The organism is Pseudomonas sp. Irchel 3A7 (assembly GCF_900187565.1).
Lineage (GTDB): Bacteria > Pseudomonadota > Gammaproteobacteria > Pseudomonadales > Pseudomonadaceae > Aquipseudomonas.
Genome location: NZ_FYED01000023.1, coordinates 64,986 through 84,762 on the forward strand (window position 1 = coordinate 64,986; position 19,777 = coordinate 84,762).

Sequence of the window (19,777 nt, forward strand, 5' to 3'; positions counted from 1 at the left end):
ATCCTCGGATGAACGCCTCCACTCAGCCTGCCGAAGGGGCGGGTGGATCAAGATCAAAAGCTGCGGAGGCGAGCTGACACTCGACCTGATTGCCGTACGCCATTCCTCTGTAGGAGCGAGCTTGCTCGCGATGGTCGTCAACGATAATGCGGGCAGCCTGACACACCCGCGGTGTTCTGTCGTCCATCGCGAGCAAGCTCGCTCCTACAGGGATTCCAGATCTGCTTTGGCTTTTGATCTTGCACTTGATGTTGATCTGCCCCGTCGGCAGGCCGAGCGTAGGTGTTCATCAGGGGGGTAGGCGCGTAGCGCCGTGCGGCGAAGCCGCACACATCGAGAGGAGGTGCAGCGAAGCAAACCGGAGGCGATGCCCCCGGATGAATACCGGAGGGAGGGAACCCTGAGCCTAAGCGAAGGGCCGTACGTCAGGGGATAAAGCGCTTGGTTACTTGGCGCTTTTCCAAGTAACCCGCCGTAAGGGCGGAACTTATAGCGGCCGTTACCGCAGCAACGGATATGTACCCGGTCAACAAAAACCAGACCGCCTTCGTGACTATTTGTCGGGCAAGACAAAGCAACACTTTAAATCTATATGAGAATTACTATAAATTACACACCTCAAACTGCCACTATCGTGCCACTGCCTGTTTTTGTGGCCGATCAGCTGGCTCAAGGACAGAAACCGCACCCGTGCGGACGGGAGTCATGTTGGAAAACTACTATCGAGAGCTGGTGTGTTTCCTGAACGCCAAGCTCGGCAACCGCCAGGTGGCCGAAGATGTGGTGCATGACGCTTATCTGCGGGTCCTGGAGCGCTCCAGCGACACGCCGATCGAGCAGCCCCGGGCATTCCTTTATCGCACGGCACTGAATCTGGTGATCGACGATCACCGGCGCAATGCACTGCGTCAGGTCGAATCGCTGGATGTGCTCGACAATGAAGAGCGCTATTTCAGTCCATCACCCCTCAGCTCGCTCGACCATGGCCAGCGCCTGGACATGCTCCAGCGCGCCTTGGCGGAACTGCCACGCCTGTGCCGCGAGAGTTTCATGCTGCGCAAACTCGATGGCCTGTCGCACCCGGAGATTGCCCAGCGGCTGGGCATTTCCAAGGCGCTGGTCGAGAAGCACATCGTCAATGCGATGAAGCATTGCCGGGTGCGGATGCGGCAATGGGATGCCCATTGACCTGCACATGGCTGCGGTTTGCTTCGGCAAAAATACGTTAAATTTTATTTCACTGTCCTCGTTCCTAATCAACAGACGACTTGCTGTCCTGCTCAAGGCCGGTCAGGTCACTTAGGTTTATTCCCCGCTGCTCGGGGGTTCATCCAGAGGACACTGGAAATGACACAGGCAATTGCATCGCCCATCGTTCACGACCTGATCGGCGTCGGTTTCGGCCCTTCCAATCTGGCGCTGGCCATCGCCCTGCAAGAGCGCGGGCCGACCCAGGGCGAGCTGGATGTACTGTTTCTCGACAAGCAGGCCAACTACAGCTGGCACGGCAACACCCTGTCGACCCAGAGCGAGCTGCAGATTTCCTTCCTCAAGGACCTGGTGACCCTGCGCAACCCGACCAGCCCTTACTCGTTCGTCAATTACCTGAAGGCCCACGGTCGTCTGGTGGACTTCATCAACCTGGGCACTTTTTATCCGTGCCGAATGGAGTACAACGATTACCTGCGCTGGGTCGCCGGGCAGTTTGAAAAACAGAGTCGCTACGGCGAGGAAGTGCTGACCATCGAGCCGGTGCTGCACAACCATCAGGTCGAAGCGCTGCGGGTGATTTCCCGCGATGCCGGCGGCCATCAACATGTGCGCACCGCCCGTTCGGTGGTGGTCAGCGCCGGCGGCACGCCGCGCATTCCCGAAGCCTTCAAGGCGCTCAAGGATGACGCTCGCGTGTTCCACCATTCGCAGTACCTGGCGCAAATGGCCAAGCAGCCGTGCGTGAGCAACCAGCCGATGAGCATCGCGATCATCGGCGGCGGGCAGAGTGCGGCGGAAGCCTTCATCGACCTGAACGACAGCTTCCCGTCGGTGCAGGTCGACATGATCCTGCGCGGCTCGGCGCTGAAGCCGGCGGATGACAGCCCGTTCGTCAACGAAGTGTTTTCGCCGGAGTTCACCGATCTGGTGTTCAACCAGGAAAGCAGCGAACGCGAGCGTCTGGTCAACGAGTACCACAACACCAACTACTCGGTGGTGGACATCGACCTGATCGAACGCATCTACGGCATCTTCTATCGCCAGAAGGTTTCGGGCATTGCCCGTCACGTGTTCCGAACCCTGACCACAATCGAAAAAGCCACCGCCACCGAGCGCGGCATCGAACTGGCGGTGCGCAACAACGCCACCGGCGAAGTCACGGTCCGTCACTACGACGCCGTGGTGCTGGCCACCGGTTATGAGCGTCAGATGCACCGCAAACTGCTGGCGCCGCTGGAGCAGTACCTGGGCGATTTCGAGGTCGACCGCAACTACAAACTGATCACCGACGAGCGCTGCAAGGCGGGTATCTATATGCAGGGCTTCTGCCAGGCCAGCCACGGCCTGAGCGATACCTTGCTGTCGATCCTGCCGATTCGTGCCGACGAGATTGCCGGGTCGCTGTATGACCATGGCAAACACCGTGGGCATCGTTCGATGGCGGATTTGTTGCTCGCGACAGCCAGCTGAGATATTCGGCGAATGATAGGCCGCCATCGCGGGCAAGCCCGCTCCCACAGTTTTATCTTCTGCCACACGATTTGTGTCCACCGAAGATCCCTGTGGGAGCGGGCTTGCCCGCGATGGCGGCCTCACAGGCTCCACAAATCTTGAATCCTGAACCCTTCCTGAAGAACCCCGCAATTCCCCCGTCACACGCCGTTTCTGCGTTTACTCTGCAAATACCGGGGCGTAAGCTTCGCGCGTTTTCAATCCATAGCGGAGACCCACAGTGGGTACTTGTTCGAGTGACAGTCGTCGGCCGGTTTCGATAACCGGCACATCCTCGGCCAGATAACGCGCAGTTTTTTCCGTGCCGTTGTCTCGCCGTGAAAGCGAGCAGCGGCATCCCGATCACGGCCATTGGCGGTCCGTGTCCCGACGTCCTCTCATCGACGCTGAACCGTGCGTGATGTTCGACTTTTTGTCGTCATCGCGGCGCACCGACACGCCTGCTCGACGGTTTCCCGGCTGATCCTGGGGGAACTGCCATGAACCTGACCCTGCTCAAGGAATTTTTTGCCGGATTCCTGCGCACCCGCCACTTTGCCCGGCACTTCCGTCGCCTGGCGCTGCTGGAAAACTTCACCGACACCACGGTCAGCCGCGAGGTGCCGCCGGCCCTGGCGCAAATCCTGGTCAGCGCCGCCGGCAGCGACACCGGTCCGTTGCTCGACACGCTGGGCAGCCACAGCGACGGCTTGAGCGAACAGGAAGCCGAGGCACTGCGCGGGCAATTCGGTCTCAACCAAGTCGAGCACGAACAACCGCTGCCGTGGTGGACACATTTGTGGCACTGCTACAAGAACCCGTTCAACCTGCTGCTGACGTTGCTCGCGGTCATCTCCTGGCTGACCGAAGACATGAAAGCCGCCATGGTGATTTTTTCCATGGTGGTGCTTTCGACCTTGCTGCGCTTCTGGCAGGAAAGTAAATCGAACCAGGCTGCTGATGCGCTCAAGGCCATGGTGAGCAACACGGCGACTGTGCTGCGACGGGATCCGGGCAGCAACAGCGCACAACGTATTGAACGGCCGATCAAGCTACTGGTGCCGGGGGATCTGATCGTGTTGTCTGCAGGCGACATGATCCCCGCCGATTGTCGGGTACTCAGTGCCAAGGACCTGTTCGTCAGCCAGGCGGCCATGACCGGTGAATCGATGCCGGTGGAAAAATTCCCGCGCCGGCAGGACTGCGACAGCCTCAATCCTCTGGACCTGGACAACATTCTGTTCATGGGCACCAACGTGGTGTCCGGCACGGCGATGGCGGTGATTGTGACCACCGGCAACAGCACCTATTTCGGTGCGCTGGCGCAGCGTGTCGGTGCTACCGACCGCGCGCCGACCTCGTTCCAGACCGGGGTCAATAAAGTCAGCTGGCTGTTGATCCGCTTCATGTTCGTCATGGCGCCGCTGGTGCTGTTCATCAACGGTTTCACTAAGGGCGACTGGACCGAAGCGCTGCTGTTCGCGCTGTCGATTGCCGTGGGCCTGACCCCGGAGATGCTGCCGATGATCGTCACCTCGACGTTGGCCAAGGGCGCGGTGTTCCTGTCGCGCAAGAAAGTCATCGTCAAACGCCTGGACGCCATCCAGAACTTCGGCGCCATGGACGTGCTGTGCACCGACAAGACCGGCACCCTGACCCAGGACAAGATCTTTCTGGCGCGCAATGTCGATGTCTGGGGCAACGACTCTGATGACGTGCTGGAAATGGCCTACCTCAACAGCTACTACCAGACCGGCCTGAAAAACCTGCTGGATGTGGCGGTGCTCGAACACGTGGAAATCCACCGCCAATTGAAAGTCGGCACGGCGTTTCGCAAGGTCGACGAAGTCCCGTTCGACTTCACCCGTCGGCGCATGTCGGTGGTGGTCGCCGAGCGCGAGCAGCCACACCTGCTGATCTGCAAGGGCGCCGTAGAGGAAGTGCTGGCGGTGTGCACCCGGGTGCGGCATGGCGTGGTGGATGAAGTGCTGAGCGAAGCGCTACTGGCGCGGATTCGCCAGGTCACTGCCGCGTTCAACGCCGAGGGACTGCGGGTCGTCGCGGTGGCCGCGCGGCCGATGATCGACGGACGCGACGCCTACAGCCTGGCGGATGAACAGGAACTGACCTTGATCGGCTACGTCGCCTTCCTTGATCCACCCAAGGAAAGCACGGCACCGGCGCTCAAGGCCCTGGCTGAACACGGCGTGGCGGTGAAAGTGCTCACCGGCGACAACGAACGGGTGACTGTGAAGATCTGCCGTGAAGTCGGGCTGGAGCAACAAGGCCTGCTGCTGGGTAACGATGTCGAACGCATGACAGACGCCGAACTCGCAGTCGCGGTGGAGCGCACCAACGTCTTTGCCAAACTGACACCGTCGCACAAGGAACGCATCGTGCGTCTGCTCAAGGGCAACGGCCATGTGGTCGGTTTCATGGGCGACGGCATCAACGATGCACCGGCCCTGCGCACCGCCGACATTGGCATTTCCGTGGACAGTGCCGTGGACATCGCCAAGGAGGCGGCGGACATCATCCTCCTGGAAAAAAGCCTGATGGTGCTGGAGGAGGGCGTGCTGGAAGGTCGGCGGACTTTCGCCAACATGCTCAAGTACATCAAGATGACCGCCAGTTCCAACTTCGGCAACGTGTTCTCGGTGCTGGTGGCCAGTGCGTTCATTCCGTTCCTGCCGATGCTGCCGATGCACCTGCTGGTGCAGAACCTGCTGTACGACATTTCGCAGATCGCCATCCCGTTCGACAACGTCGATGCCGACATGCTGGACAAACCGCAACGCTGGCAACCGGCGGATGTCGGTCGGTTCATGCTGTTTTTCGGGCCGATCAGCTCGATCTTCGACATCAGCACCTTTGCCCTGATGTGGTACGTCTTTAATGCCAATACCCCGGACCATCAAACCCTGTTCCAGTCCGGCTGGTTCGTGGTCGGGTTGCTGACCCAGACACTGATCGTGCACATGATCCGCACACCGAAGGTGCCATTCCTGCAAAGCCGCGCGGCGCTGCCGTTGATGGTGATGACCGGAATCATCATGGCCGTGGGGATTTTCCTGCCGATGGGACCGCTGGCGCACTACTTCAAGCTGCAGGCGCTGCCGTCGCTGTATTTCGTATTCCTGCCGGTGATACTGCTGGCGTACATGGCCCTGACGCAGGCGGTGAAGGGGTTCTACATCCGGCGGTTTGGCTGGCAATAACTCTGCCGATCAGTATGCGCGATGTTTTTACCCCTGTAGGAGCGAGCTTGCTCGCGAAGGTCGTGAACGATAACGCGAAAACCAAATGCCCAGCGGCGCCCTTGGGTTTTTCGCGAGCTCGCTCCTACAAAAAAGGGCGTGCGTGCAGCCAATGGGGACCGGTATTTCGGAAAAGTCCTACAGAAAGCTCAAGGGCACTTCCGTAGCCTTGCGTCCTCATTAATCTGGCTCGCTTGCGGGAGGCCACGTTGTCGAACAAGTCATTGCGCATCCTGATCGCTGACGAACAACACTTTCACCGGTTGCGGATCGAGCGTTGGTTCAACCAGCTTGGTTATTACGGGGTGGCGCCGGTGCAAAGCCTCGAGGAACTGTTGATTCTGGTGGAGTACGCCAGCGAGGCCTTCGACCTGCTGGTCGTCAACGCCGCGCTGGCGGATGGCAAGCTGGATCTGCTGGATTTCTGCCTGGATAACCGGCAGCTGGAACGCGTGTTGATCTACGACGGTGAGCAGGCCCGGCTGCCACCGATTCCCGCCTGCGGGCAACAGAAGATTCAAGTAAGCCATGCCTTGTTGCCCGATCTCGCGTCGATAGAGCGTCAAATGGCGCTCGTCGACCCGCAACGACCGTTCGTCGGCACTGTCATTTCTGTCAGGTAGTCCGAAACGGCCATCCATGCCAGAGTCTATGCGCAGCTACTGCGTTTAATTCGGACCTTGCCCGATCGCCGTATTTTTGCCCAGGGAGTTGTCATGAAGTCAGTGCTGATTGCGGACGATCATCCGGTGATTCGCGGTGCCGTCAAAATCGTACTCAAGCAGGAGGGATTCAAGCGCATTCATGAAGCGAGCAGTGGCAATGAAGTCTTGCCGAAAATCCGCGAACACAAACCGAGCCTCCTGGTGTTGGATTTGAACTTGCCGTTCCTCGGCGGGCTGGAGGTGCTTGAACGGATTCAGGCTGGCGAGATGGCATGCCCGGTCGTGGTTTTCACTTCTCAGGAGCCGGAGTTTTTTCAGGATCGTTGCATGCGTGCCGGTGCTTCAGCCTATGTCGACAAGACCAGAAGTCTGGAGCATTTGCAAAAAGCCGTGCACGCCGTGATGTGCGGCTACACCTACTTCATCCAGTTAGCTTCGAGTTCAGTGTCATTGAATTCATTGCAAAACAGCGAAAAACAGATGATCGATCTGCTATCTAACCGGGAAATGACGATCTTTCAGCTTCTGGCCCGTGGAATCAGTAACAAGGAAATCGCCCACCTTCTGCATTTAAGCCACAAGACCGTCAGCACCTACAAGACTCGTCTGGTCGAAAAGCTCAACGTAGAGTCGTCGGTGCATCTGCGTGATCTTGCCAAGCGCAATCATTTGATCTGAATGAACGCCTTCCGCCGCCTGCGCATTCTGAAAAGCCTGTTGTTGCTGGGGATCTGCCTATGGGCAATGAATGTCAGTGCCCAGCCGCAAACTCTGACGTTGCTGGGTCGCTCCAGCGTGGAAGGTTATACCGCCAGACTGTCAGCGGCCGATGTTCGCTGGTTGCAGCAAAAAGGCCGTCTGGTGCTGGCCGTTTCCGTGTCCTATCCACCCTTTGAAATCACCCCCACCGGTCAGGCGCTTGAAGGTATGACGGCGGACTACGCCGAGCTGCTCAGCCAGCTGTTGCAGGTGGAGGTCGTGGTGCAGCGCCACGCATCGCGAGACGAGGCCATCCTGGCGCTCAAGCAAGGGGCGGCGGATCTGCTGGGAACGGCTAACAAATATGAGACACAGGATTTGCAGCTACAGCTGTCCAGTGCCTATGCCGTCGACCAACCGGTGCTGGTGACGCGCGTCGCATCGCCTGATATGCCTGCCCCGACCCTGACGGGCAAGCGTCTGGCGATGCTGGACCACTACCTGCCTGAACAAAGCGTGCGGCAATTCTATCCCGAGGCCGATGTCCAGCTTTACCCCTCGACCCTGGCAGCGGTGGGGGCGGTGGCTTTCGGTCAGGCAGATGTCTTTCTGGCGGATGCACTCACGGCCGATTATCTGATCAGCAAAAACTATCTCAATAACGTCCTGCTGACCGAGTTTTCGCGCATGGAGCCGGGGTACTTCGCCTTTGCCATGACCCGCGACAACCGTCGGCTGCTGCGTATCGTCAACCAGGCGTTGGCGGTGATCCCGCCCAACGAGCAGATGAACATTCTGCGGCGGTGGGGCGCGAGCGAAATGTCGATGCCGGGCTCGCAGTCGTTGCAATTGAGCGCCGCCGAGCAACGCTGGCTCGAACAACATCCACGCGTGAACGTGGCGATCAACGAAAATATTCCGCCGATCACCTTCATCGACAGCGAAGGCAGGTACCGTGGCATGGGGATCGATGTGCTGGCGGAAATCAGTCTGCGCACCGGGTTGCAATTCGATATCCGGCCTATGCAGTCAGTGGCGCAAATGATCAAGGGCATCAAGAACGGCGAAGTCGATGTGCTTGCCGGGATCGGCCTCAGTTCCCGGCGCGAAGAGGACTTGCTGCTCACCCGGCCATTCCTGACCAGTCCATCCGTGCTGGTGACCCGTGTGGCGCCGGACAGCCCCAGGACCCTCGAGGAGATGGCCGGAAAAACGCTGGCGATCACCTACGGCAATATTGCCGGCGAGTTCATTCGGCAGCACTACCCCCTGATTCGCTGCGTGGATGCGCCGCTGTCGGCGGACGCCATGGAAATGGTCGCCCGGGGCAAGGCCGATGGCAGCATCAATTCATTGATCGGTGCCCGTTACCTGATTTCCCGGCAATACCGCGATCGCCTTCAAGCGGTCAGCATGGTGGGAATCGATCCCGCCCGCAGTACCCTGGCGACCAGTCGCGAGGCGACCGAGTTGCATTCGATCCTGGACAAGGCGTTGTTGAGTATCCCCCCTGAAAGAATCGAAGAGCTGGCACTCCCCTGGCGCAATGACTTGATGGTGGAGCAGAGCTTTTGGCTGACTCATCAACAAGCTATTTTCCAGGCGTTTGCCGCTGCCGGCTTCCTGCTCTTGCTGGCCTTGAGCGGGATCGCCTGGCAGCGGCGGCAGATTAATCAGCGCCAGCAATTACTGGGGCAATTACGGGAAGCCAAGGACGCTGCCGTCGAAGCCAACCGGGCCAAGACCACCTTCCTGGCGACTATGAGCCATGAGCTCCGTACGCCGATGAATGCCTTGCTCGGCAATCTTGAAGTGGCGCTGAAGCGGGCAGATGAGGGCTTCACTGACCATGCGGCCATTGAGGATGCCTCAAATGCCGGGCGCCATTTGCTGGACGTGATAGGCGACATTCTGGACATTTCCAGTATCGAGTCCGGACACTTGAAGCTGTCGCCGGAGCGGGCCAATCTGCAGGCGCTGGTGGTATCTGTGTGCCGGGTTTTCGAAGGCCTGGCACGGCAGAAGAACCTGCGCTGGCGGGTCGCCCTGGACGAGTGCAGCGACCGCGATGTGCTGATCGACCCCACGCGCTTCAAACAGGTGCTGTCCAATGTGCTGAGCAATGCGATCAAGTTCACCGGCAAGGGCGAGGTCAGCCTGAGATTGCGGGTGGTGCCCGCGTCGCTGGACCGTATTGCCGTCACGGTGTGCATCCAGGACAGCGGCATCGGCATCAGCGCCAATGACCAGCAACGCCTGTTCAGCCCATTCGCGCAGGCCGGGAACAACCAGCAATCAGCCCGACAGGGTTCGGGCCTGGGCCTGGTGATCAGCCGTACCTTGTGCGAAATGATGGGAGGGCGCTTGCAGCTCCACAGTTCTCTGGGGCGCGGCACCCGGGTGGACATTCGCCTTGAGCTGGTTGCGTTGCACAGCTTGCCTGACATTCAAATGTCGCAGGGCGAATCTCAGGTAAAGACTCGCCCCTTGAGGATTCTGGTGGTCGACGATTATCAGCCCAATCGCGCGTTGCTTTCACGGCAACTGAGTTACCTGGGGCACAGCATTCTGGTTGCGGAGGATGGCCAACAAGGTTTCGATCAATGGTGCGAACACGTCTTCGATCTGGTTATCACCGACTGCAACATGCCAAAGGTCAGCGGATATGAGCTAACGGGCAAGATTCGCGATGAGGAACGTTTCCAAACGGGGCAACCGACGGTGATTCTGGGCTTCACCGCCAATGCGCAGCCCGAAGAGAAAGTTCGTTGCATTGAAGCGGGCATGGACGATTGCCTGTTCAAACCGATCCAACTGGTCGACCTGAGTGCATGGTTGGCCTCACGATTTCCCGGCGAACCGGCAGACGTGATTGAAGTGCCTGCCTGCACCGAGATCGATTTGAGCGGGCTGCGCAAATTCACAGGGGCCGACGATGAACTCATCACCCAGCTGTTAAGCGATCTGGCCGTGACCAATCGCGATGATCGCGAACGTCTGCTGCAAGAACACGCCAGTGGCAATTACCCCGGCTTGCAGGCGCTGGCGCACCGCATCAAGGGCGGGGCGCAGATGGTCCGGGCGCTGGGCCTGGTCGATTGTTGCGAACAACTGGAGCGTGCATGCGCCGAGGGAGATGCGGCACTGATCGACGCGGCGGTCGATCAGTTGCATCAAGCCATGAAGCGCCTGGACCTCAGTATCGAGCAGGGCTGAGGCCGGTCTCCGCTCGTTAATCCCAGAGGGGGGCAATGCCTTTCGGGCTGGTCAGGCGATGTCCGCGATCCAGGCCGGCGATCAACGCCATGTCGGCATCGCTCAACTTCATGGCGCAGGCCTTGAGGTTGCTGGCGAGGTTGGCGCGTTTGGTGGAGGAAGGGATCACCGCATGGCCCAATTGCATGGCCCACGCCAGGGTGACCTGCGCCGGCGTCGCTTGCAGACGGTCGGCAATCTGCACAATGACCGGGTCCTTGAGCACTTCGCCGTAGGCCAGGGTCATGTATGAAGTGATCTGGATGCCCTGGCTGTGCGCGAACTCGACGACCTTGCGGTTTTGCAGGTACGGGTGCAGTTCGATCTGGTTGGTGGCGATGTTCTCGGCGCCGATGGCGGCGATGGCTTGTTTCATCAGGTCGACGGTGAAGTTGGATACGCCGATCTGCCGGGTCAGGCCCATGCGCTTGGCTTGGAGCAGGGCGCCCATGAACTCTTCGACCGGTACCTGATTTTCCGGCGATGGCCAGTGGATCAGGGTCAGGTCCAGGTAGTCGGTCTGCAGTTTTTGCAGGCTTTCCTTGAGGCTTTCGATCAGACGTTCGCCGGCGAAGTTGGCGACCCAGATCTTGCTGGTGATGAACAGGTTTTCACGGGCGATGCCGCTGGCGGCAATGGCTTCGCCGACTTCGGCTTCGTTCTCGTAGATTTGCGCGGTGTCGATAGCCCGGTAGCCCAGTTCGAGGCCGGTGCTGACCGAGTCGATGACCACCTGGCCTTGCAAGCGAAAGGTGCCCAGGCCGAATGCGGGGATAGACATGAATGACTCCAGAGGTTGCAGTGGGAACGAACACGAGTATCCGCGCCTGCATCCGTGAGAAAAACCGCTGGGCCGGCAAAGCAATGTTTACCGCAAGTCAAGAATCGTCGGCATGTTCATGTTTTTGTGGTGTTGCAACAGGCGCCTTCGCGAGCAGGCTCGCTCCCACAGGGAAAGGTGGTCTATGTGGGAGCGAGCCTGCTCGCGAAGAGGGCGATACGGTTTAAAGCCTTAACCCCTCGGCTCGAGAATCATGCAGGTCGTCGTGCCGGTCGCATACAAACGCCCGTCCACATCATAAATCCGCCCTTCGGCCAGCGCCGTCGAGCGTCCCAGGTGCACAACCTTGCCCTCGGCCCGCACCGGTCCGCTGGCGCCGGTCAGCGCCCGGACGTAACTGATGCGCAGATCCAGCGTGGTGTAGCCCTGGCCTTTTTTCAGTTGTGTATGAATCGCGCAGCCCATGCACGAGTCCAGCAAGGTCGCGGCATAGCCGCCATGGACGCTGCCCAGCGGGTTGTAGTGCCGCGAATCCGGCGTGCCCTGGAAGATGAACGAACCGGCGGACCATTCGAGGGGAATGAAGTCCATCAGCGTGCCGATGGGCGGCGAGGGCAGCTCACCATTACCGATACCGTCGAAAAACTCGGCAGGGGACAGGGCGCTGACTTCGGCCAGGGACAAACTGCCCGGCTTGGCCAGGCGATCGCGCATGGCCTGTTCCTGAGCGATCCATTGAGCGAGCGTGGCGTCGCGATTCGGGCTTTGCATATTCGAGGTCCTCGGAGCGGATATTATGGTTGTAATCAAATTCTATATTACGTCCGAAATAAAATCCTCGCCACACCACCGATCAGCTTGCCGCTTGCCGCTAAAAACTCGCAGCTGCCCCTAGGCAATATCGCTTTGACTGAACTCCTCCCCGAGAAAGTCGATCAAGGTCCGTACCGACGGCAGCAACCCACGGCGCGAGGGGAAGATTGCATGGATGATCCCGCACTTCGGTGCCCAGCCCGGCACCAGTTCCACCAGACGACCGGCGGCTATGTCATCACGCACCACCACAGTGGGCAGGTGGGCGATACCGACCCCGGCGATGACCGCATGACGCAATGCCAGCAGGTCATCGGTGACCATCCTTGGTGCATGGCGAATCATCGCGCTGGCGCCGTCGGCGCCAAACAATTCCCACTGATATTCACGCTGCGCCGCACCCCAATGCAGGCTGGGCAAACCGCTGAGGTCGGCCGGCGACGGCGGTGTCGATAGACGATCGGCGAACAGCGGATGGCCGACTAAGCTCTGAGTGCTGTTGCCCAACACTTTCATGACCAGGTCGGTGTTTTCCAACGGCGGAAAACGCACCCGCAGGGCAATGTCGAAGCCTTCGTGGATCAGATCAACCCGTCGGTTGGTACTTTCGATGAACAATTCCACCAACGGGTACTTGAGCATATAGCGGGTCAGCATCGGCCCGACCCAGGTGTTGAGCAGCGCTGTCGGGCAACTGATGCGCACCAGGCCCTGGGGCTCGGAGCGGTTGCGTTCGATCAGTTCGGCGGCGCTTTCCGCCTCCACCCGCATGGCCAGGCAGCGCTGGTAATAGGCCTGGCCGATCTCGGTCAACGAGCAGTGACGGCTGGTGCGATTGAGCAGGCGCACGCCCAGGCGGTCTTCAAGCTCGGCGATACGTCGGCTGAGCTTGGACTTGGGTATGTCCAGCGCCCGCCCGGCCGCGGCGAAACCGTGATGTTCCACCACCTGGGTGAAGTAGTAGAGGGTGTTGAGGTCTTCCACCATCGTTCTCCAAATAGAACGCTAAGGCTGATTTTCGCAGTCTAGTGCAGAAAGGGTCGCGGTTTTAAGCTTTGGCCATGGCTTCACCCACCTTGTTCGGAGGCACCATGAAAAACATCATCGGTATCTACACCAGCCCACGGCCCCATTGGGTCGGCGACGGTTTCCCGGTGCGCACGCTGTTTTCCTACGACAACCTGGGCAAGCACATCAGCCCGTTTCTGTTGCTGGACCATGCCGGTCCCGCCGAATTCACACCCACTACCGAACGACGTGGCGTTGGTCAGCATCCGCACCGTGGCTTCGAAACCGTGACTATCGTTTATAAAGGTGAACTGGAGCACCGTGACTCCACCGGCAGTGGCGGCAAGATCGGCCCTGGCGATGTGCAATGGATGACCGCGGCTTCGGGCATTCTCCATGAAGAGTTCCACTCCGAAGGTTTTGCCAGAACCGGCGGCACCCTGGAAATGGTGCAACTGTGGGTCAACCTGCCGGCCAAGGACAAAATGGCCGATGCCGGCTACCAGACCATTCTTGATGGCGACATCCCGAGCATTGCGCTCAAGGACAACGCCGGCAGCCTGCGCTTGATCGCCGGCGAGTTCGACGGTCACAAGGGACCGGCACGCACCTTCACCCCGGTCGATGTCTGGGACATCCGACTTAAGGCTGGCAAGTCGCTCACCCTTGATCTGCATGACGGGCGCAACACCGCGCTGGTCGTCCTGCGCGGTGCGGTTCAGGTCAATGGCCTGGAGTCGGTACGCGAAGGACAGTTGGCCCTGTTCGATCGCAAGGGCGATCAGATCAGCCTCCAGGCCAGCAAGGAAGCGGTGGTGCTGCTGCTCAGCGGCGAGCCGATTGACGAGCCGATCGTCGGTCACGGCCCGTTCGTGATGAACACCGAGCAGGAAATCCACCAGGCCTTCGCCGACTTCCAGTCCGGCCGCTTCGGCCAGATGCACGGCTGATCCGTACCGCTTCAATCATCCGCTCTACACAGGATGCGTAGGCCGGTTTTCAGGCCAGGGATGGCTGTTGCCCAAACAAAAGAGGAACGCTCATGAACACCGTCAATGCGGCCAACTTCAATGGCCAGAAACCGACGATCGATCCCAACGACAGCGCGATGCTGTTGATCGATCACCAGAGCGGATTGTTCCAGATCGTGAAGGACATGGACGTGCCACAGCTGCGCGCCAACGCCATTGCCCTGGCCAAGGCCGCGACCTTGCTGAAGATGCCGGTGATTACTACCGCTTCCGTACCGCAAGGGCCGAACGGACCCCTGATTCCAGAGATTCACGAATCCGCGCCGCACGCTCAATACGTGGCGCGCAAAGGTGAAATCAATGCTTGGGACAACCCGGAGTTTCACGCGGCAGTCAAAGCCACCGGCAAGAAAACCCTGGTGATCGCCGGCACCCTGACCAGCGTTTGCCTGGCGTTCCCATCCATCGCCGCCGTGCATGAAGGCTATAAGGTGTTCGCGGTGGTCGACGCCTCCGGCAACCACTCGAAGCTGGCCACTGATCTGACAATCGCCCGTTTGGCCCAGGCCGGGGTGGTGCCGATCGACATCATGGCTACGCTCTCTGAGCTGCAAGGCTCGTGGAACCGTCCGGACGCCGAGCAGTGGGCCGCCGTCTACGCCCAGGCCATGCCGCATTATCAATTGCTGATCGAGAGTTATCTCAAGGCTCAGCAGGTGGCGAACGAACACGAAGTGCTGGACTCCCAGCGCTGAGCGGGTACCCCCACGCCGATTTCCACTCGGCATCGATAACACGCGAGGACTACTGCAATGACCACTTCTTACAAACGTCTCGACAAGGATAACGCCGCCGTTCTGTTGGTGGATCATCAGGCGGGGCTGCTGTCGCTGGTGCGCGACATCGACCCGGACCGCTTCAAGAACAACGTGCTGGCCCTGGCTGACCTGGCCAAGTACTTCAAGCTGCCGACGATTCTCACCACCAGTTTCGAAACCGGTCCCAATGGCCCGCTGGTTCCCGAACTCAAGGCACTGTTCCCGGATGCGCCCTACATCGCTCGTCCTGGTCAGATCAACGCCTGGGACAACGAAGATTTCGTCAAGGCCATCAAGGCCACCGGCAAGAAACAGCTGATCATCGCCGGCGTGGTGACCGAAGTGTGCGTGGCGTTCCCGGCACTCTCGGCGCTCGAAGAGGGTTTTGAGGTGTTCGTGGTGACCGATGCGTCCGGCACCTTCAACGAACTGACCCGGGAATCGGCGTGGAACCGCATGTCCGCCGCCGGTGCGCAATTGATGACCTGGTTCGGCCTGGCCTGTGAGCTGCACCGCGACTGGCGCAACGACGTGGAAGGCCTGGCGACGCTGTTCTCCAACCATATCCCGGATTACCGCAACCTGATGACCAGCTACAACACGCTGACCAACAGCAAATAACCAGGACAACACATAACCCTGTGGGAGCGGGCTTGCCCGCGATAGCGGTCGATCAGTCACTACGATGTTGACTGTCCTGCCGCCATCGCGGGCAAGCCCGCTCCCACAGGTTTTTTCGTTATCCACCCGATCGTATGAATCCAGCGAAATCAATTACTCCTACACTGTGCCCAATGTGTGAGATCTTTTGCGCATCGTCCTGTGCTGGAGCCGCTTGATGCTGTCGTTGCTTGCCGAACACCCCTTGGTCTGCGCCCTGATCCTGATCCTGATCGATCTGGTGGTGTGGCGTCTGGTCGGTGTCAATCATCACAACTGGAAACTGCTGGTACGGCTGGTGATTTTCTCGCTGTTCAGCCTTCTGCTGTTCAACGAAGGCTTGAGCCCGCTGGAACCGGCACCCAGGGTTGACAATGTGCCCTTGCAGCTGGCGGCCACGGGGTTGCAGATCGCCTGGTGGATATTTGGCGCGCGCACCCTGACCGTGCTGATCGGCGCGGCGATGATGCAACGGGTCGGGCATACCGGGCGCTTGCTGCAGGACCTGCTCGGCGCGGTGATTTTCCTGGTCGCGGTCATCGCCGCCCTGGCCTACGTGCTCAATCTGCCGGTCAAGGGGGTGCTGGCCACGTCCGGCGCCCTGGCGATCATCGTCGGCCTGGCGCTGCAAAGCACCCTCAGCGACGTGTTTTCCGGGATCGTCCTGAACACCACCAAACCCTATCAACTGGATGACTGGATCGCGATCGACGGCACGGAAGGCCGGGTCATTGATATCGATTGGCGCGCCACGCGGCTGCAAACCTCCCAAGGCAGCATGATCGTGATTCCCAACTCGCTGGCCGCCAAGGCCAAAATCACCAATTTCAGCCGGCCCAGCGATATGTTCGGCGTTTCGATCACCTTGCAGGTCAGCCCCCATGTGCGTCCGCAAACCGTGATCGATGCCTTGGAGCGGGCGATGCAGGGCTGTCGCATTCTGTTGACGACGCCTGGGCCCAAGGTGGCGCTCAAAAGCTCCAGCGCTGCCGGTGCGGATTATGAGATCAGCGGGTTTGTCGCCGCGATGAGCGAGAAGCGCACGGTACGCAACCAACTGTTTGACCTGGCGTATCGGCATTTGCGGGCGTCCGGTGTGAATTTGCTGTCGAGCGTGGAACCGAGCCCTACGAGCGACCTGCCGCGGCAACGCGCGTTGATCGACAGTTCGCCGATCTTCTCGACGTTGCGTCAGGAAGAGAAGGAAACCTTCAGCCAGAACATGATCCTGCAGAGCTTCCGCGCCGGGGAAACGATCCTGGCGGCGGGGGAGGTCAGCAATCACTTGTTCATCGTCGAGTCCGGCGTGGTAACCGTTTCGCTGAACATCAACGGTACGACCATGGAGACCGGACGCATGGGGCCGGGTGAGGTGATCGGCGAGGCGGGTATCTTGTCCGATAGCGCGTTGCCCGCGCAGTTCGCCGCGAAAACCAACTGCACGCTGTATCGCATCGACAAGGGCTACCTCAGACCTTGCCTGGAAGCCCGTCACGACATCAACGACGCGATGAAGACCTTGCTGGATTTCCGTTTGCACAAAGTGAAGGAATTGACCCAGGAAGTGCCGGTTGTGGTGCACAAGAAAGGGTTCTTGCAGTGGTTGCTCAAGCGGGCAGGCTGATTTTTTGGCGGATGGCCGCTGCGCGGTTCCCGAGCAGGCTCGGTCCCACAGGTGCTGCACAAGCCCAATGTGGGAGCGAGCCTGCTCGCGAAGGCGATGTCAGCTGCGCTACATATGTTGAAATGATCAAAAATCCACAGTCGCCGAAACCTTCAACGTACGCGGCGTCCCCTGAGTCAAATACCCGCCGTTGGCCGAGGCCCAATAGGCCTCATTGGCGACATTTTCAATATTGGCGCGCAAGGTGACTTCCCGTTCATCGAGCCTGAAGGCATAACGCGCCCCCAGATCAAACCGGTTCCAGGCCGCAATGCTCTGGGTGTTGGCAGCGTTCAGATATTGCCCACCTGTGCGCAACATCCGCGCGCTGAACGCCGCGCCTTCGATCCCCGGTATATCCCAGTCGGCCCCCAGGTTGAACTGAAAACGCGGCACACCGACGGCACGGTTGCCGTCGTTGATGCCATTGGCACTGCCTTCAATTTCCGTCTTCATCACAGCGGCGCCGCTCAGCAGACGCAGGCCTTCGAACGGCTCGCCGTAGAGGTTGAATTCAATGCCTTTGTTCACCTGCTGGCCGTCGACGCGGAAGACACCGTCCTGGGTGTAGCTCGAGGGTTGCTCGATGCGGTATGCCCCCAGGTTCGCGCCATAACTGCCCATGTCCAGGCGCACGCCGGCTTCGACTTGCCTGCTGCGCACCGGGGCGAAGGTGTCGTCGCGATTCAGCGAACCGGTGGGCGGCGTCGGACCCTTGGCCAGGCCTTCGATACGGTTGGCATAGAACGACAGGTGCTCCCAGGGCTTGATCACCAGACCGAAAACCGGGGTGGTGATTGACGCTTCATCACTCGATGTTCGGGCGCCGGAGGTGGTGCTCCAGCCATCCACCTTCATCGCCTGGCGACGCGCGCCGAGGGTCAGCAAGATGCGGTCGTCGATGAAGCCGAGGGTGTCGGCGATGGCGAGGCTGCGCAGTGTATTTTTGCCGACGACCCGTGGGTCGTGAATGTCGCTGCCGAATGACGTGGCTGCGGGGCGCGGCTGTTCGCTGACGTCATAGAGGTTGGTGCTGTAGCGCCCGGTGGCGCCGATGGTTTCGAAGGCTGAACGCTGCTGGCCCCAGATTCCCGTCAGCCCGAGGTTCAATTGATGGCTGATCGCACCGGTGTTCAGGCGACCGTTCAGGCCGGCCATCAGGCTGCGGTTGTCCTCGTCATGGGGCGAGTAGAGCATGCCACCCCGGGCGTTGCCCTCAAGGTCGGTGACGGTCAGAGACGAGTACACACCGTTCTCCCGGGTGTGTTTGGCACCCCCGGCGACGTAGGCGGACCAGTTTTCGCCCAAGTCATACTCGGCACGGGCCATGCCGAAGGTGTCTTCGAGCTGCGAATAGCTCCAACCCTGCGCGTACCCGGCGGTGGCGTCGGGTGCCTTGGGCACTTTGTTCAGCGTAGGGTCGAGGTAAACCACCGCGCGACCCTGATTGATCACCTGTTTTTGGTAACCCAGGTCGGCGCAGAGGCGTAGGCGCTCGCCGCGATAATCCAATCCCAGGCTGATCAAGGACGAGCGCTGGCCTTCATCCTCGACGGCGGTATCGCCTTCACGCTGCAGCAGGTTGATCCGTGCGCCAAAACGGTTGTCGTCGCCGAAACGCTGGCCCAGATCGACATGCCCACCCACGCGGGCGTCACTGCTGTAATCCAGGCTGACGCGTCGTGTCGGCAGGTCGCCTGCACGCTTGGGTTGCACGTTGACGCCGCCACCGATGCCGCTGCCGCTGGGCGTGACGCCATTGATAAAGGCGTTCGGCCCCTTGAACAACTCGACCCGTTCCAGGGCTTCGGTGGCGATGATCTGGCGCGGCAGCACGCCGTACAGGCCGTTCCAGGAAATATCATCGGAGGCCAGCGACAGCCCGCGAATGATGAACACCTGGGAAAAATTGCCGAATCCGGCGGACTGACGCACCGAGGCGTCATTGAGCAGTACGTCGCCGACGGTCCGGGCTTGCTGGTCGGTGATGGTTTTACCGGTGTAACTGGTGACACTGAAGGGCAGGTCATTCAGCGCCCGGTTGCCGAGCACGCCGATTTGGGCGTCACGGGCCACTTGTCCACCGCCGTAGGTATCCCCGCTGTCATTGCCCACGGCGCTGACGTTGGTGGTGTCCAGTTCCACAGCGACTCCGGTGGCCGCTTGCGACTTCAGGGTGTATCCACTGTCGCCGGTGCTGATCAACACGAAGCCGCTGCCCTCGAGCAAACGGGAAAAACCCGATTGCACGCTAAAAGCGCCGTGCAATCCCGGGCTCTGTCGGTTGCCCAGCAATGCCGGGTCGAATGACAGTGGCGCACCGACAGCCACGGCAAACTGTGCCAATACCTGGCTCAGCAAACCCGGACCGATGTCGAAGTTGCGGCTGACGCTTTCGCTGACGGTGTCGGCGGCCTGGCTGTAAAGCGGCAGCAGCGCCGGGCAGGCCAGGGCAATGCGCAAAAAAGTAGGTTTGAACATCAG

14 protein-coding genes are annotated in these 19,777 nt (G+C 60.0%); 10 read left to right on the forward strand and 4 right to left on the reverse strand.

Going from position 1 to position 19,777, the window contains the following annotated elements:
• The first annotated feature begins 705 nt into the window (after positions 1-705).
• The 6 genes from CKW21_RS29755 to CKW21_RS29785 all read left to right on the forward strand — a co-directional run bounded on the left by CKW21_RS29755 (position 706) and on the right by CKW21_RS29785 (position 10,540).
• A complete protein-coding gene (locus tag CKW21_RS29755; protein WP_095197377.1) occupies positions 706-1,188 on the forward strand; it encodes a sigma-70 family RNA polymerase sigma factor in 483 nt (160 codons plus the stop codon).
• 159 nt (positions 1,189-1,347) lie between these two features.
• Positions 1,348-2,682: a lysine N(6)-hydroxylase/L-ornithine N(5)-oxygenase family protein gene (locus tag CKW21_RS29760; RefSeq protein ID WP_095197378.1), complete on the forward strand. Its 1,335-nt coding sequence runs from the start codon at positions 1,348-1,350 to the stop codon at positions 2,680-2,682.
• A gap of 521 nt (positions 2,683-3,203) precedes the next feature.
• Positions 3,204-5,921, forward strand: a complete 2,718-nt coding sequence (mgtA, locus tag CKW21_RS29770) for a magnesium-translocating P-type ATPase (protein ID WP_095197379.1) — start codon at positions 3,204-3,206, stop codon at positions 5,919-5,921.
• Positions 5,922-6,169: 248 nt separating this feature from the next.
• On the forward strand, positions 6,170-6,583 hold the full coding sequence (locus CKW21_RS29775; protein ID WP_095197380.1) for a chemotaxis protein CheY: 414 nt from the start codon (positions 6,170-6,172) through the stop codon (positions 6,581-6,583).
• A gap of 93 nt (positions 6,584-6,676) precedes the next feature.
• Positions 6,677-7,303 (forward strand): response regulator transcription factor, encoded by a 627-nt coding sequence (locus CKW21_RS29780; protein WP_095197381.1) that lies wholly within the window; start codon positions 6,677-6,679, stop codon positions 7,301-7,303.
• Entirely contained in the window at positions 7,304-10,540 is a 3,237-nt protein-coding gene (locus tag CKW21_RS29785; protein ID WP_095197382.1) for a transporter substrate-binding domain-containing protein, read from the forward strand.
• Positions 10,541-10,556: 16 nt separating this feature from the next.
• Here the strand turns inward: CKW21_RS29785 and dkgB are convergent, their stop codons facing one another.
• The 3 genes from dkgB to CKW21_RS29800 all read right to left on the reverse strand — a co-directional run bounded on the left by dkgB (position 10,557) and on the right by CKW21_RS29800 (position 13,160).
• Positions 10,557-11,360 carry a 2,5-didehydrogluconate reductase DkgB gene (gene dkgB / locus CKW21_RS29790; protein WP_095197383.1) on the reverse strand — a complete coding sequence of 268 codons (804 nt, stop codon included), beginning with the start codon at positions 11,358-11,360 and terminating at the stop codon, positions 10,557-10,559.
• A 231-nt stretch (positions 11,361-11,591) separates the two neighbouring features.
• On the reverse strand, positions 11,592-12,131 hold the full coding sequence (locus tag CKW21_RS29795) for a PaaI family thioesterase (RefSeq protein WP_095197384.1): 540 nt from the start codon (positions 12,129-12,131) through the stop codon (positions 11,592-11,594).
• 120 nt (positions 12,132-12,251) lie between these two features.
• Positions 12,252-13,160 carry a LysR substrate-binding domain-containing protein gene (locus CKW21_RS29800; RefSeq protein ID WP_095197385.1) on the reverse strand — a complete coding sequence of 303 codons (909 nt, stop codon included), beginning with the start codon at positions 13,158-13,160 and terminating at the stop codon, positions 12,252-12,254.
• Positions 13,161-13,264: 104 nt separating this feature from the next.
• Here CKW21_RS29800 and CKW21_RS29805 point away from each other — a divergent pair, with 104 nt between their 5' ends.
• From CKW21_RS29805 to CKW21_RS29820, 4 genes are all read left to right on the forward strand, one after another.
• Entirely contained in the window at positions 13,265-14,131 is an 867-nt protein-coding gene (locus CKW21_RS29805; protein WP_095197386.1) for a pirin family protein, read from the forward strand.
• A gap of 92 nt (positions 14,132-14,223) precedes the next feature.
• Complete coding sequence (locus tag CKW21_RS29810) at positions 14,224-14,907, forward strand: isochorismatase family protein (RefSeq protein WP_095197387.1); 684 nt, start codon at positions 14,224-14,226, stop codon at positions 14,905-14,907.
• 57 nt (positions 14,908-14,964) lie between these two features.
• Positions 14,965-15,591, forward strand: coding sequence for an isochorismate family cysteine hydrolase YcaC (gene ycaC / locus CKW21_RS29815; protein ID WP_095197388.1), 627 nt, complete (start codon positions 14,965-14,967; stop codon positions 15,589-15,591).
• A 217-nt stretch (positions 15,592-15,808) separates the two neighbouring features.
• Positions 15,809-17,254, forward strand: a complete 1,446-nt coding sequence (locus CKW21_RS29820; RefSeq protein ID WP_095197389.1) for a mechanosensitive ion channel domain-containing protein — start codon at positions 15,809-15,811, stop codon at positions 17,252-17,254.
• A gap of 126 nt (positions 17,255-17,380) precedes the next feature.
• Here the strand turns inward: CKW21_RS29820 and CKW21_RS29825 are convergent, their stop codons facing one another.
• Positions 17,381-19,774 carry a TonB-dependent receptor gene (locus CKW21_RS29825; protein ID WP_095197390.1) on the reverse strand — a complete coding sequence of 798 codons (2,394 nt, stop codon included), beginning with the start codon at positions 19,772-19,774 and terminating at the stop codon, positions 17,381-17,383.
• Positions 19,775-19,777 lie beyond the last annotated feature (3 nt).

Bases quoted from the DNA above. Each gene is read 5' to 3' on its own strand.
- mgtA (WP_095197379.1), top strand. From the start codon at position 3,204: ATGAACCTGACCCTGCTCAAGGAATTTTTTGCCGGATTCCTGCGCACC.
- CKW21_RS29795 (WP_095197384.1), bottom strand. From the start codon at position 12,131: ATGCAAAGCCCGAATCGCGACGCCACGCTCGCTCAATGGATCGCTCAG.
- CKW21_RS29820 (WP_095197389.1), top strand. From the start codon at position 15,809: ATGCTGTCGTTGCTTGCCGAACACCCCTTGGTCTGCGCCCTGATCCTG.
- CKW21_RS29755 (WP_095197377.1), top strand. From the start codon at position 706: ATGTTGGAAAACTACTATCGAGAGCTGGTGTGTTTCCTGAACGCCAAG.
- CKW21_RS29800 (WP_095197385.1), bottom strand. From the start codon at position 13,160: ATGGTGGAAGACCTCAACACCCTCTACTACTTCACCCAGGTGGTGGAA.
- CKW21_RS29780 (WP_095197381.1), top strand. From the start codon at position 6,677: ATGAAGTCAGTGCTGATTGCGGACGATCATCCGGTGATTCGCGGTGCC.
- CKW21_RS29810 (WP_095197387.1), top strand. From the start codon at position 14,224: ATGAACACCGTCAATGCGGCCAACTTCAATGGCCAGAAACCGACGATC.
- CKW21_RS29760 (WP_095197378.1), top strand. From the start codon at position 1,348: ATGACACAGGCAATTGCATCGCCCATCGTTCACGACCTGATCGGCGTC.
- CKW21_RS29785 (WP_095197382.1), top strand. From the start codon at position 7,304: ATGAACGCCTTCCGCCGCCTGCGCATTCTGAAAAGCCTGTTGTTGCTG.
- CKW21_RS29805 (WP_095197386.1), top strand. From the start codon at position 13,265: ATGAAAAACATCATCGGTATCTACACCAGCCCACGGCCCCATTGGGTC.
- dkgB (WP_095197383.1), bottom strand. From the start codon at position 11,360: ATGTCTATCCCCGCATTCGGCCTGGGCACCTTTCGCTTGCAAGGCCAG.
- CKW21_RS29825 (WP_095197390.1), bottom strand. From the start codon at position 19,774: ATGTTCAAACCTACTTTTTTGCGCATTGCCCTGGCCTGCCCGGCGCTG.
- ycaC (WP_095197388.1), top strand. From the start codon at position 14,965: ATGACCACTTCTTACAAACGTCTCGACAAGGATAACGCCGCCGTTCTG.